Below are 12,829 nucleotides of genomic sequence, written 5' to 3' on the forward strand. Positions count from 1 at the left end.
GCGCGGACCGTTCTTCCGATTCATCCGGCGGCGGGTGGCCGCGCGGCCGCGCGGGGCGCCGTGCCGAGGTGCTCGCCGACGCGTTTGACCAGGCGTGCCATCTCGTAGGCCACGAGGCCGATGTCGGCGGTGACGGCGGTGAGGAGGGCGAGGCAGGAGCCGTCGCCCGCGGCGGCCACGAACAGGAAGCCCTCGTCCATCTCCACCATGGTCTGGCGGACCCCGCCCGCTCCGAAGTGCCGCCCGGCGCCCTTGGCGAGGCTGTGGAAGCCCGAGGCGACCGCGGCGAGGTGCTCGGCGTCCTCGCGGCGCAGACCGGTCGAGGCGCCCACGGCGAGGCCGTCGTTGGACAGCACCACGACGTGCCGTATGTCGCTCACGCGAAGCACCAGATCGTCCAGCAGCCAGTCGAGTTCGCCGGACCGCCGGGCGGACTGTGTGCTCGGGTCCTGGATCATGCGGGGTCTCCTTCGCTGCTGTCGCTGGCCGTGGCAGGGCCGGGGATGGTGCCGCGGCCGGGTCGCCTGCCGCCGCCGCGCGCCCAGCCGTCGTGGTAGGCCGCCATGCGGTCCCGTACGAGTTCGGGGGTGCGTTCGTCGTCCCGGGGGGCGGAGGTGGGCGGTTGTTCCTCGGGCCGCCCGTCGCGCAGTTGGGGAGCGAGGCTGGCCTGTCGTACACGGCGCGGGAGGTCGTCGGAGTCTTCGGACTGCTGCGGTGGGCGGTGCAGTCGCAAGGTGGCGACTCCTGGGGGTGGGATCGGGCTCGCTGCCTCCCGATGACGTCGGCTCTCCGCGTGATGCGGTGCGTCCGCGTGCCGCACCGTCTCGGTCTCCGCGACGGCCGGTACGGGAGCCACGAGGGCGCGCCGGTCGCTTTGGGCGGGGACGGCGTCCTGGAGCGTCGTGCCGTCGGGCACGCGCGCGTAGGCGCGTTCCTCGGGTTGCCCGGCGGGCCGCGCGCCTTCGGGAGACGGTTCCGGCGCCCCCGTGTGGAGCAGGGCGGTGGGCAGCAGGACGACCGCCGTGGTGCCGCCGTACGGCGAGGTCCTCAGGTGGACCTTGACCTCGTGCCGGGCGGCGAGCCTGCTGACCACGAACAGCCCGAGCCGGTCGCTGTCGAACAGGTCGAGTGCCTCGGACTGCTCGATGCGGCGGTTGGCCTCGGCGAGGGTCTCCTTGCCCATGCCGAGGCCGCGGTCCTCGACCTCGACGGCGTAGCCGTTGCCGACGGGCTCGCCGGTGACGCGCACGCGCGTGTGGGGCGGCGAGAACTGGGCGGCGTTCTCGATGATCTCGGCCAGCAGGTGTGTGAGGTCGGCGACGGCGGCGCCCACAACGGCCGCTTCGGGAAGCTGCCGTACCTCCACGCGCGCGTAGTCCTCCACCTCGGAAACGGCCGCGCGAACCACGTTCGTCAGGGAGACGGGCATGCGCCAGGCCCGGCCGGGGGCGGCTCCGGAGAGGATGATCAAACTCTCCGCGTGGCGCCGCATACGGGTGGTGAGGTGGTCGAGGCGGAAGAGGTCGCTCAGCTCGTTCGGGTCGTCGGAGCGGCGTTCCATGCTGTCCAGGAGGGCCAGTTGCCGGTGGACGAGGATCTGGCTGCGGCGGGCCAGGTTGACGAAGACGCCGGAGATGCCGCTGGCGAGTTCGGCGCGTTCCACGGCGGCCCGCAGCGCCGCGCGGTGCACGGTGGTGAGGGCCTCGGCGACCTGCCCGGTCTCGTCCTCCGCGGGTACGCCCGGCGGGGCCTCGGCGCGGATGTCGATCTCCTCCCCCGCCCGCAGTTTCCCCATGGCGTCGGGGAGTTTGCGCCGCGCGATCTCCAGGGCGCTGTTGCGCAGGCTGACCAGTTCCACGACGAGGCCGCGCCCGATCCGCACGGAGATGACGAGCGAGGCGGCGACCGCCGCCAGGCCGAGCAGAACGGCGGCACCGGCCGGGGTGAGCAGTCCTCGGGTGAACGGGTCGGCCCGCTCCGCGACTCCGCGTGCCGCCTCGTCCTCGATGGTGCGCATGCCGTTCCGCACGCGCGCGTGGGCTGTGTTCCAGGTGCTCTCGGGTGCCGCTTCGGCCGCCTTGGCTCCCGGCCCGCGGGCCAGGACGCGGTCCTCGGCGCGGCCCAGGGCGCTGTAGGCCCTGTGGTCGGCGAGGGCATCCCATGCGGAGCGTTCCCCGGCGCTCAGGTCCGCGACGGCCGACTCGGTGAGCGTGCGGCGCAGGTCGACTGCGCCCGTGAAGAGCCGGAACCGCTCCCCGCTCAGGGCGCCGTCCAGACGGGCACTCGCCAGCACCGCGTCCTCCTGGGCCAGTGCCTCGCCCGCGCGGGCGAATTCGAGCAGCACGCGCGCGTCGGAGCCGAGATCGGCGTCCTGGATCCCGCTGAGCGCGCCGCCGACGCCGAAGGCGGTCGAGATGGTCCGGGTGTAGCGGTCGTACGTCTCCGCCCAGCCGGCGCGCCCGTCCCGCACCGCCGTGCGCAGCGGCCGCAGTTGCTCGGCACCGGTGACGAACGCCTTCAGCCGATGGGCGACTCCGGCGGGCAGTTCCCCGCTGTCGGCGACGGTGTGGCCGGTGCCGAGCCGCAGTTTCGCGACGGCCCGGTCGGTGCGCCGGGCGAGCTCGTCCAGTTCGTCGGTGCGGACGGCGGAGGGGTCGGTGGCGTGGCGTACGGCGGCCGCGCGTTCGGCCTGGAGGGCGTCGACGGCGGCGGAGACGGGGGCGCGGACCGTGGCGTCCACGCGCTGGACCTGCCGCAGCCGGGAGACGTCCTGGGCGGTGGTGACGGTCGCGTAGGCCCACAGGGCCAGGAGGGAGACGACCGGCACCATCAGCAGGCAGACGATCTTGGCGCGCACGGTGCGGGGGCGGATGTGCCAGCGCTCCGCGCGCACGGGTATCCCGTCCGCCGCGGCGCCCTGGGCCGTCTCGGGGCTCTCGTCGGCCGGAGGCCCGGCGTGCGCGCGGCGACCGCGCACGGGCGGGGGCAGCGCCTCGGCGCCGTCTGTGGGGGTCCTACGGGGTGTTCGCATGGACTCCTCGCTCGGGAGTGGGTCGGGGGCGTGCGGTCCGGCGTCCCGGCCGGGACGCCCCGTCCGGACCGCGGCGCGGGGCCGGGCCTGGAGTCGGACGTCGGACTGTCCGGCCGTCGAGTGCACCAGGGGGACGCCGAGGCGGTTCCTCCTGGTCGCAGGGCCGCTGAGGGTCGCAGCAGCCGTTGCCGGGGAGGCGCATCTCGTACCACCCGGGCCTCGGCGTCGCGTTCGGCCCACCGCGGGTCCGCGGTCCGCGGTCGCCTTCGTGGCCAGTGCCGCGGCGGGCGACGTCTGCCCATGGAGGAGCGGCGTCCGGTGCGTGCTCTCGGCGGGCCGGCCGGAAGTCCGTCCTGGACGTACTTGGGCTTTCGGCCGGTGCGGCGGTGGGGGCCCCTCCCGTTCGAGCGAAGCCGAGAACGGGGGAGCGTGCCGGGCGTCGCGACGGGGCGAACGTTGCCTGCCGCGGCACTAGGGTGCGGCGCTTCCCACCGGTCGCTGAGCCGAGGCGGAGGCCGCACGCTCCCCGGCCGTCGGTGACAGGGCGACGAAGGCCGAGGTGAGGAAGAGATAGGAGCCGAGGCCGACGGCGAGGGGGAAGATGAACTGCATCGCTGATGCCCCGGGCAGAACTCCCCCAGAGGGCGTCACGCGCACCGCCACCGCGTACATCCCGGTGTAGTGCATGCTGCTGACGGCCGCGCCCATGATCAGGGAGGCGATGGTGACCGCCACCGGCGACCTGATGTGGAGAGCCGCCCAGAGGGCCGCTGTCGCGGCGACGACGGCGATCAGCACGGAGACTCCCACGAGCAGGGGGTCGTAGGTCACGTCACCGTGCAGACGGACGGCCGCCATGCCCAGGTAGTGCATGCTCGCGACGCCGAGCCCGGTGGTGAGCCCGCCGGCCAGCAGCGCCCGGCCCCGGTCCCTGCTGTAGCCGACGGCGAAGACGCCCGCGCAGACGACGACCATGGCGACGAGCAGGCTCAGCAGCGTGAGCGGCACGTCGTAGCGGATGTCGGTGCCGGTGACGCCGAACCCGAGCATGGCCACGAAGTGCATGGTCCAGATGCCGGTGCCGATCGCCGAGGCGGCGGTGACGAGCCAGTTGCGGCGCGAGCGCCCGGTGGTGGCGAGCGCGCGGACGGTGCAGCGCAGACCGAGCGCGGCGCCTGTGCAGGCCATCACGTACGACAGTGCGGGGGTCAGCCACCCCAGGGCTGCGTGGTCCAGGTGTCCCATGACCCCGGGACGCTAGACCCGGCTGGGGCACGCGAAGGGGGCGCATTTCGAAAGGTGCTGGAATATGACGCAAGGATGTATCGGAACGATCGGGTCACGCTCGAACGTGTGCACCGAGGCGTCATCCCTGCCGGTGAGGAATCATGCGGTGCATGAGCGACGAGCAGACGCGTGTCCAGGAGTTCTTCACCGCCCGCGCCGCCGACTGGGACAGCCGGTTCCCCGACGACGGTCCGGCCTACGCGGCCGCGGTCGCCGAGCTGGGACTGCGGGCGGGTGACCGGGTCCTCGACGCGGGGTGCGGGACCGGACGCGCCCTGCCGCCGCTGCGAGCCGCCGTCGGGGCCTCGGGCGTGGTTCTCGGGGCCGACCTGACGCCGGCCATGCTGCGGGAGGCCGTACGGGCCGGGCGGGATCGTGACGGGCGGTTGCTGCTCACGGACGTCGCCGCGCTGCCGCTGCGCTCGGGGTCTCTGGACGCCGTGTTCGGGGCGGGCCTCATCTCGCACCTCGGGAACCCGGCCGAGGACCTGCGGGAGATCGCGCGCGTGGTGCGCCCCGGCGGGATGCTGGCACTGTTCCACCCGATCGGCAGGGCGGCTCTCGCGGCACGCCACGGCCGCCCGCTCACCCCGGACGACCTGCGCGCCGAGCCCAATCTCCGTCCACTGCTGGCCGGTTCCGGCTGGCGTCTGACGTCGTATGTCGACGAGGACTCCCGATTCCTGGCACTGGCCGTGCGCGAGGACTGATCACCGCGCACGACACCGATCACCACGCACGACGACTGTCGTGCGCAACGACGGAACACCGTGGGCCGGCGGAGCCGTGCCCCAGCGCGGAGCCGTGGGCGAAGGCCGAGCCGCCGTGTCACCTCACCCGGCCTCGGCGTCCGGCGCCGTGTGCCGCACGGGGCAGCCCCGGACGCCCGGGACAGGGTGGGTGCCCAGGTCGGCGATCCGGTAGCCGTTGGGGTAGCCCTTGATCTCCCGGTTCCGGCGGGCGAAGTGCGGGGCCCGCCGGGGCGGCAGCAGGCGGACGGCACGGCCGCGGAGCCGGACCGCGCGACGCACCCACGCGCGCGTGGCGGCACTCGGCGGGGTGTAGCGGAAGGCGCGCAGCAGCGAGTCGTCGAGCAGCGCGAGGGTCGTGGTGCGCAGCAGGGGGGCGAGAGGGGCGGGGTACCAGGAGGCCATCAGGTCGAGCGTGGCGTCCGATACGCGCCGGGCGTCCTCGTCCCACGCGAAGTGGGCGGCCTCGTAGGAGTCGAGGCAGTTCTCGAACTCCTCGTAGGTCTCGGGGATGTCCTTGATGCCCATGTGTCGGCCCAGTGTGCGGTGGTGGACGACGCCGGCGACGGTCTCGTGGCGTGACAGTCTGCGCCAGCCGTAGGCGTCGATCCACCGCTTGGGCATCACGACGAACGTGCAGAGTACGTAGCGCATGTCGTCGTCGCCGATGTCGTAGCTGCGGTGCATCTGATTGATGCGGCGGATCGCGGTCCTGCCCTCGTCGCCGCCGAAGCCGTGCTCGACGATCGTGTCCAGGAGCAGCGAGGTGTCGTCGTAGCGCTTCTGCGCCCGGTCCGTGAGCTCCGCCGTCCGCGCGAGCAGCCGGCCGATGCTCGGGACGGCGTAGGTGCGGTACAAGGCCAATTCCAGGGCTCGTGTGAAGTCCCACGGGAACTCGTACGCCACACTCAGCCGGTAGATCTCCGTGGCCTCCTCGTACGGGTCCATCCGCCGGATCTGTTCGAGGCGTGAGAAGCGCTTCACCGTGCCGTCCCCCTTCTGCCACAGGATGTGCAACTCTACGTTGGTCACCAGGAGATGAACGACCAGGCCGGACAGGCGCACAGGGGGAAGGTGGTCACATGTGGGGCAGGTTCCGCAAAGCCGGGGGAAGGGACTCGCATGGACTGCGCACGGAGCCGAAGGCCGGCGGGGACAGGCGGCCGCACAATCTTTTCGAGGCCGCGGCGACCTATGTCACGGCGTGCGCGCAGGACGACCAGCAGCGGTCCGACGAGGCGGCCGGCTGGGTGTCGCCGGAGGCGCTGTCGTTCGGTGTGAACGAGCTGGCCTGCCGGGCCGTGATCGCGCTCGCCCGGGAGCGCGACGAGTCGCCGGAGACCGTGGCCCGCGCGTTGCTGGGGCTGCCGGCGGCGTGAGGGGGCGTTCCGGACGGTCGATTCGCCCCGTCCGCCGGAAAACTGCAGCTCCGAGCGCGCGGGCGAGGCCGTGACAAGGGGCTTCCAGGCGCATTAGGGTGCGCGCCGGTGGACGAACCGATGGGGAGGCTGGGATGGCCGGGACGGACGAGGAAGCCGTCGCCGCCGCGGACGATGCGCTCTATGTGCTCACGGCGGTGCTGCTGACGCCGGCGAAGTTCCCGAGTGTGCTCGGCGACGACTACCCCGAAGCATGCGCGGCGCTCGGTCTCGCGCCGCTCGCCGACGGCTACGGGCTGGTGCTCGGCCAGGACGGCGAGGGTGCCCGGTGGACGGTGGCCATCGACGACGTCTCGCTGGTGGCCGTCGCGATCGCGTCCTGGGACTGCGGCATGGAGTACGAGCTGTCGCCCGACGAACGCACGGTCGTCGCGGCCCTGCCCGGCTGGCCCCTCGCGGTGGCCGTCGCGGCCCCCGGGGTACCCGCCCCGCACGATCCGGGCCCGGAGGCCGACGACCGGCCTCCCTTGACTCCGCCGGACGCCACCGTCTGGGGCCCGGCACAGCGGCGCCTGGGCGCGGACGAGATCGCACTGCAGTGGGCGGTGTGGCGGGAGCAGGTCGACGACGCGGACTTCCCGGCGCCGGGGCCCTCGGGGACACCGGGCGACGGGGACGGGGCCGGCGACGGCCCGGACGAAAGCGGGGAGAGCGGGCAGAAGGGTGGCCACAGTGGCATCCGGCGGGTCCTCGCGGAGGCCCGCGCCTACCTCGACTCACCACCGCCGCTGGGCCGGGTCCGGTCCTCCTTCGCACCGGGAGACGCCCGGACCCTGCGGGCCGACGGTCCGGGCTGGTCGCTCGTCGCCAGGACCGACGACATCGCCTTCGTACTGCTCGACGAGGAGCCCGGCGAGGTCCTGCCGGTCGGCCGGGGGCCGGAACTGCCGGGCCTCCTCGAAGCGCTCGACAAGATGGCCGTACGGCCCAACTGAGCCGGTCCGGCCGGCCCCGAGCGTCGGCCGGGCCGCACCGGGTCAGCGCCTCAGCGGCCGAGTTCCTTGCGGGTGGTGCGGCGGAGCCTGCGCCGCTGCGACGGATCCAGCGCGAGGTACGCGGCGGCCGGGACTCCCAGGATGATCAGGAGCGATGCCCACCAGGGCAGCCAGATCAGCAGGATGAGCCCGACCGCCACACCGCCTGCGGCGATCTTGGCGTTGTTCGACATGACTGTCGCCTCCTTCGCGGCCTCTGCCGCTCTCTGTCTCGAAAACGGACCCGCGCTCACGGCGGTTCCGGACCGCGACCCTGAGACATCCCTGAGGTGCGACCCCGACACACCCCCGAGACCTCTATGGTGACCCAGCTCACAGCTCAGCCATACCCGTGTGCACCGGGAGTGCTGTACTCTCGGCGACTCCGTCCCACTAGTCAAATTTGAGGAATCCGCCATAGCCGAGCATCCGACTCCCCCGGCATCCTCCTCCGACCTCTCCGAACTGGCCCTTTACCGCTCCGTGTTCCTGCCCGGCGACCCCGCGCGCACGGGCAGGGTCGCCTTCTGGCTGCCGGACGGCGCTTCCCCTCCGGCCGTGGCGTCCGCGCCCGTCACGGACCTGACCGTCGTCGTACCGCACGGCAGCGGCGTCGAGGAAGCACACGTGCCCGCCGCGCTGGTCCCGGTACGCACGGCCCTGCCGGTCCTCACCCGCGCGCGTGCCGAGGGGCAGGGACACCGGTCCACCGTCTTCTGGGGCGCCGCCGCCCTGCACGCGCTGCAGCTCGTGGCGCGCGGACTGCTGCTGCCGGGGTTGTCCCCGGCCGACCACGACGCCTGGCGCACCGGCCCCCTGCGCGCCGAGGACATCGAGGCCGTACGGCGCCTCGCCGCCTCGATGCCGCCCGAGGCGCACGCCGCGCCCCTGGAGAGCGCCGGGCCGCCGCGCCTGCCCGACCCGGAGCAGCTCCTGCGCGCCTTCCTCGACGCGGTCGCCGACACCCTGCCCCGGTCCCCCGCCGCGCCGCTGGTGACGGGCGGCCCCGCCTACGCCGCGCCGGAGCCGGTGCGGATACCCGAACAGGGCGCCTGGACCGCCGAGGTCGCCGCGGGCCAGGACGCGGGCGTGCGGCTGTCGTTGCGGATCGAGGCGGACGGCCTGGAGGAGACGGCGGCCCACGACGCGGACGTGAGGTTCCGGGCCGTGCCGCAGGTGCACAGCGTGAGCGATCCCGCGCTCGTCGCGGACGCGGCGGATGTCTGGGCCGGCGCCGGTGGCGAGGCCTTCGGCCCACGCGCCCGGATGGACGTGCTGCTGGCCCTGCGCCGCGCGGCCCGGGCCTGGGCCCCGCTCGCGCCGCTGCTGTCGGCGACCGTGCCGGACGCGGCCGAACTCGCCGACGAGGAGGTCACCGAACTTCTCGGCGCGGGCGCCCGAGCCCTCAGCGCCGCCGGGGTCGACGTGCACTGGCCGAAAGGGCTGACCCGCGAGTTCACCACGCGCGCGGAGGTGGGCCCTCCCGACGGCGACCCGGAGTCCGGCACGACCTTCGCGGCCAGGCCGTCGTTCCTGTCCGCCGACGCACTGCTCGCCTTCACCTGGTCGTTCGCCCTGGGGGGCCGGCGGCTGGACCGCGAGGAATTGGACCGTCTCGCCGAGGCCAAGCGTCCGGTGGTGCGGCTGCGCGACCAGTGGGTGCTGATCGACCCCCGGGAGGTGCGCCTGGCCCGCACCCGGCAGGACCGCAAGGTGACGCCGGTGGATGCCCTGGGCGCGGCCCTGACGGGCTGGGCGGAGGTGGAGGGCCACCGGGTCGAGGTACGGCCCACCGGCTGGCTGGCCGCCCTGCGGGAGCGGCTCGCCGACCCCGAGGGGCAGCAGCCGGTGGAACAGCCGGCCGCCCTCGCGGCCACCCTGCGGGACTACCAGCGGCGGGGCCTGAACTGGCTCTCCGGTATGACGTCGCTGGGCCTGGGCTGCTGTCTCGCCGACGACATGGGGCTCGGCAAGACGATCACGCTGATCGCCCTCCACCTGCACCGGCAGACCGAGTCGGAGTCCGCCGGACCCACCCTGGTGGTCTGCCCGACGTCCCTGATGGGCAACTGGCAGCGGGAGATCGAACGGTTCGCACCCGGCACACCGGTGCGGCGCTTCCACGGCGCGCGACGCGCCCTGGACGAGCTGGCCGACGGCGAGTTCGTGCTCACCACGTACGGCACGATGCGCCTGGACGCGCCCCGGCTCGCCGCAGTGCCCTGGGGCATGCTCGTGGCGGACGAAGCCCAGCACGTGAAGAACCCGTACTCGTCGACCGCGCGGGAGCTGCGTTCCATCGGGGCACGCGCGCGTGTGGCGCTCACCGGCACCCCGGTGGAGAACAACCTGTCGGAGCTGTGGGCGATCCTCGACTGGACGACTCCGGGGCTGCTGGGGCGGCTCGGCACCTTCCGCAAGCGGTACGCGGAGGCCGTCGAGGGCGGTCAGGACCCGGCCGCGGCCGACCGTCTGGCCCGGCTCGTACGGCCGTTCCTGCTGCGCCGCCGCAAGTCGGACCCGGGGATCGCGCCCGAGCTCCCGCCGAAGACGGAGACCGATCACGCCGTGTCGCTCACCCAGGAGCAGGCGGTGCTGTACGAAGCCGTGGTGCGCGAGGCGCTCGCGGAGATCTCCGGCGCGGGCGACATGGCCCGCCGGGGCCTGATCGTGAAGCTGCTGACCGGCCTCAAGCAGATCTGCAACCACCCGGCGCAGTACCTCAAGGAGGAGCGTCCGGTGATCACGGGACGCTCGGGGAAGCTGGAGCTGCTGGACGAACTGCTCGACACGATCCTCGCCGAAGGGGCGAGCGTGCTGGTGTTCACGCAGTACGTGCAGATGGCCCGCCTGCTGGAGCGGCATCTGGCAGCCCGGGGCACGCCCTCGCAGTTCCTGCACGGCGGGACCCCGGTCACGGAACGCGAGGCCATGGTGCGGCGCTTCCAGGACGGTGAGGCGCCGGTGTTCCTGCTGTCGTTGAAGGCGGCCGGCACCGGGCTGAACCTCACCCGGGCCGAGCACGTCGTGCACTACGACCGCTGGTGGAACCCGGCGGTCGAGGCGCAGGCGACCGACCGCGCGTACCGCATCGGCCAGACCCGGCCCGTGCAGGTGCACCGGATCATCGCGGAGGGAACCATCGAGGACCGCATCGCCGAACTGCTGCTGCGCAAAAGGGAACTGGCCGACTCGGTCCTCGGCGTCGGCGAGGCGGCGCTCACGGAACTGACGGACGCGGAACTGGCGGATCTGGTCGAACTGCGAGGGGGCCTGCGATGACTCTCCACGAGGGCGACACGGAACGCACCTTCGCCGCGCTGCCGCCCGCGCACGGGCGGGGCTTCGCGCAGACCTGGTGGGGTCAGGCGTGGCTGACCGCGCTGGAGGGCACGGCTCTGGACTCGACGCAGCTCAAGACGGGCCGCAGGCTCGCCCGCGCGGGTGCGGTCGGTGCGGTGTCGGTGCGCCCGGGGCGGCTCACGGCCGTCGTCCAGGACCGCGACCGTACGGCGCACCGGGCCGACGTCCTGCTGGCGGAGCTGTCGCCCGACCAGTGGGACCGCTTCCTGGACATGGCGGCGGAGCGGGCCGGACATGTGGCGGCGCTGCTGGACCGGGAGATGCCACCGCACCTGGTCGAGGACGCGGCGGACGCGGGCGTCGAGCTGCTGCCCGGCCTGGGCGATCTGGAACCGGCGTGCGACTGCGGGACCTGGGACCACTGCGCGCACACGGCGGCGCTCTGCTACCAGGTGGCACGGCTGCTGGACCAGGACCCGTTCGTGCTGCTGCTGATGCGCGGGCGCGCCGAAACGACCGTGCTGGACGACCTCCAGACGCGCGGTGGCGGTATGTCCGCTCCCGAGTCCTCGGGGCCCTCGGGTGTGGACGCGGTGGAGGCGTACGCGGGCGGGGACATCCTGCCCCCGCTGCCGGCCCTGCCCCCACTCCCGGGCGAGCCGGGGGTGCCGCCGTCCCTGGACACCGAGACGCCGCCCGCTCCGGGTGTCGATCCGCAGGCGCTGGAGTTCCTGGCCACGCGGACCGCCGTCCGGGCCCACCGCCTGCTCGCGGAGGCGCTCCGGGGCGGCTTCGACGCGGAACCGACGCTGACGCAGGACGTGGCCCGGCTGGCCGCGGGCGCCCCCGGCCGGGAGGTGGCGGACCGGCTCGCCGACGGATCGGGACGCGGCCGGGAAGGGCTGGCGGCGGCGGTCCGCGCCTGGCAGCACGGCGAGGCGGCCGCACTGTCCGTTCTCGACGAGGAGTGGTGCGTGGAGGGCGACACGCTCGCACGCGCGCGTGCCGCCCTGGAATCGGCCTGGGACGCGGACGAACGACCGGAGCTGCGGGCACACGGCAACCGCTGGACGGTCGTCGGGGCCCCGGTTCAGCTGCGTCTCGGCCGGGACGGCCGGTGGTGGCCCTACCGCGAGGAGCGCGGCCGGTGGCTGCCCGCGGGAGGCGCCGCCCAGGATCCGGCGACGGCCCTGGCGGCGGTGACAGCCGCGGCTTCGGCGGAGCTCCCGCCCGGAGAGGGGAGCTCCCTGTGAGGTTCCGCCGGCATGGCCCGGACCTCCTCACCGTCGCCGACGAGTTCACCGAGGCGTACGCCGAGGTCTTCACGGCGCCGCCCTGGAAGCCCCGGGACTCCGAGGAGACCCCGGTGGAGTTCCGTGAGCGGCTGGAGACGGACGGACGCCGACCGGTTTTCCGGGCAGTACGGGCGCTGTCGGAGGACGTCGGGTGGACGGTGTCGCCACGGGCTGGACCACCCGGGCGCCCTTCCGCATGGAGCGCGGCCTACGGGAAGGTGACCCGGCGGCTCGGTGCGGACCGGGCCTGGTTGATGACGTGGAGCGGTGCGCCGGACGCCGTCGCCTGCTGTCGTCACGAAGGGTGGTGGGAGCCCGAACCCGTGCCGGGTGAGGAGACGGACATCGTGGTGTTCATGGCCCTGGGCCGGTCTTCCGGTGGGGCCTCCGGCCTGGGGGCACGGGCTTCAGGGCGTCAGGCCGCCGGGGTCCAGGGACGGGAGGAGTGATTCGAGGCCGCTGGGCAGGTCGCTCGGCAGCCGCGTCGGGAAGCCCGAGGGCAGCCGGGTGGGCAACTCGCTCGGCAACCTGGTGGGCAGCTCGGTGGGGATGCCGAAGGACGGGGCGGGAGTGCGGCTCGTGCTCTCGCCCGACGGCTCCTCGTCCGGCGAGTCGCCTCTGCCCGAGGCCATGAGCACGACGAGGGACACGGCCGCCGCGGCCACGAGCACGGCGAGCAGGACGAACAGCGGATTGCGGCGCCGGGGAGGTCCGGGCGGGTGCGGCGGTACGGGCGGCAGGGCCATACCGA

12 protein-coding genes are annotated in these 12,829 nt (G+C 73.9%); 6 read left to right on the forward strand and 6 right to left on the reverse strand.

Features of this window, described 5'->3' with window-relative positions:
• Nucleotides 1-20 precede the first annotated feature (20 nt).
• From ABTX62_RS03065 to ABTX62_RS03075, 3 genes are all read right to left on the reverse strand, one after another.
• Nucleotides 21-458, reverse strand: a complete 438-nt coding sequence (locus ABTX62_RS03065) for a roadblock/LC7 domain-containing protein (RefSeq protein WP_352114529.1) — start codon at nucleotides 456-458, stop codon at nucleotides 21-23.
• Nucleotides 455-3,031, reverse strand: coding sequence for a sensor histidine kinase (locus ABTX62_RS03070; protein ID WP_352114530.1), 2,577 nt, complete (start codon nucleotides 3,029-3,031; stop codon nucleotides 455-457). The genes ABTX62_RS03065 and ABTX62_RS03070 overlap by 4 nt, the downstream gene beginning before the upstream one ends.
• 471 nt (nucleotides 3,032-3,502) lie before the next feature.
• A complete protein-coding gene (locus ABTX62_RS03075; RefSeq protein WP_352114531.1) occupies nucleotides 3,503-4,276 on the reverse strand; it encodes an MHYT domain-containing protein in 774 nt (257 codons plus the stop codon).
• 152 nt (nucleotides 4,277-4,428) lie between these two features.
• Between ABTX62_RS03075 and ABTX62_RS03080 the strand changes: the two genes are divergently transcribed.
• Entirely contained in the window at nucleotides 4,429-5,028 is a 600-nt protein-coding gene (locus tag ABTX62_RS03080) for a class I SAM-dependent methyltransferase (RefSeq protein ID WP_352114532.1), read from the forward strand.
• A 123-nt stretch (nucleotides 5,029-5,151) separates the two neighbouring features.
• Here the strand turns inward: ABTX62_RS03080 and ABTX62_RS03085 are convergent, their stop codons facing one another.
• Nucleotides 5,152-6,051: an oxygenase MpaB family protein gene (locus ABTX62_RS03085; RefSeq protein ID WP_352114666.1), complete on the reverse strand. Its 900-nt coding sequence runs from the start codon at nucleotides 6,049-6,051 to the stop codon at nucleotides 5,152-5,154.
• Between the two features lie 98 nt (nucleotides 6,052-6,149).
• Here ABTX62_RS03085 and ABTX62_RS03090 point away from each other — a divergent pair, with 98 nt between their 5' ends.
• Together ABTX62_RS03090 and ABTX62_RS03095 are read left to right on the forward strand one after the other, a co-directional pair.
• Nucleotides 6,150-6,446 (forward strand): hypothetical protein, encoded by a 297-nt coding sequence (locus tag ABTX62_RS03090; protein ID WP_352114533.1) that lies wholly within the window; start codon nucleotides 6,150-6,152, stop codon nucleotides 6,444-6,446.
• A 134-nt stretch (nucleotides 6,447-6,580) separates the two neighbouring features.
• Complete coding sequence (locus ABTX62_RS03095) at nucleotides 6,581-7,441, forward strand: hypothetical protein (protein WP_352114534.1); 861 nt, start codon at nucleotides 6,581-6,583, stop codon at nucleotides 7,439-7,441.
• A gap of 50 nt (nucleotides 7,442-7,491) precedes the next feature.
• On the opposite strand, the gene ABTX62_RS03100 is transcribed toward ABTX62_RS03095, so the two are convergent.
• Complete coding sequence (locus ABTX62_RS03100) at nucleotides 7,492-7,674, reverse strand: tail-anchor membrane protein (RefSeq protein ID WP_031107015.1); 183 nt, start codon at nucleotides 7,672-7,674, stop codon at nucleotides 7,492-7,494.
• A 223-nt stretch (nucleotides 7,675-7,897) separates the two neighbouring features.
• Between ABTX62_RS03100 and ABTX62_RS03105 the strand changes: the two genes are divergently transcribed.
• From ABTX62_RS03105 to ABTX62_RS03115, 3 genes are read left to right on the forward strand one after another with little or no spacing between them, the layout of a single operon-like run.
• On the forward strand, nucleotides 7,898-10,762 hold the full coding sequence (locus ABTX62_RS03105) for an SCO1167/SCO6262 family helicase (protein ID WP_352114667.1): 2,865 nt from the start codon (nucleotides 7,898-7,900) through the stop codon (nucleotides 10,760-10,762).
• Entirely contained in the window at nucleotides 10,759-12,036 is a 1,278-nt protein-coding gene (locus tag ABTX62_RS03110) for an SWIM zinc finger family protein (RefSeq protein ID WP_352114535.1), read from the forward strand. The genes ABTX62_RS03105 and ABTX62_RS03110 overlap by 4 nt, the downstream gene beginning before the upstream one ends.
• Nucleotides 12,033-12,527: a hypothetical protein gene (locus ABTX62_RS03115; RefSeq protein ID WP_352114536.1), complete on the forward strand. Its 495-nt coding sequence runs from the start codon at nucleotides 12,033-12,035 to the stop codon at nucleotides 12,525-12,527. Before ABTX62_RS03110 ends, ABTX62_RS03115 begins: the two co-directional genes overlap by 4 nt.
• Here ABTX62_RS03115 and ABTX62_RS03120 read toward each other — a convergent pair.
• Entirely contained in the window at nucleotides 12,486-12,824 is a 339-nt protein-coding gene (locus ABTX62_RS03120; protein ID WP_352114537.1) for a hypothetical protein, read from the reverse strand. The two genes, ABTX62_RS03115 and ABTX62_RS03120, sit on opposite strands and share 42 nt — an antisense overlap.
• Between the last annotated feature and the right edge of the window lie 5 nt (nucleotides 12,825-12,829).

This window comes from Streptomyces sp. NPDC096046 (genome assembly GCF_040303285.1).
Classification (GTDB): Bacteria; Actinomycetota; Actinomycetes; order Streptomycetales; family Streptomycetaceae; genus Streptomyces.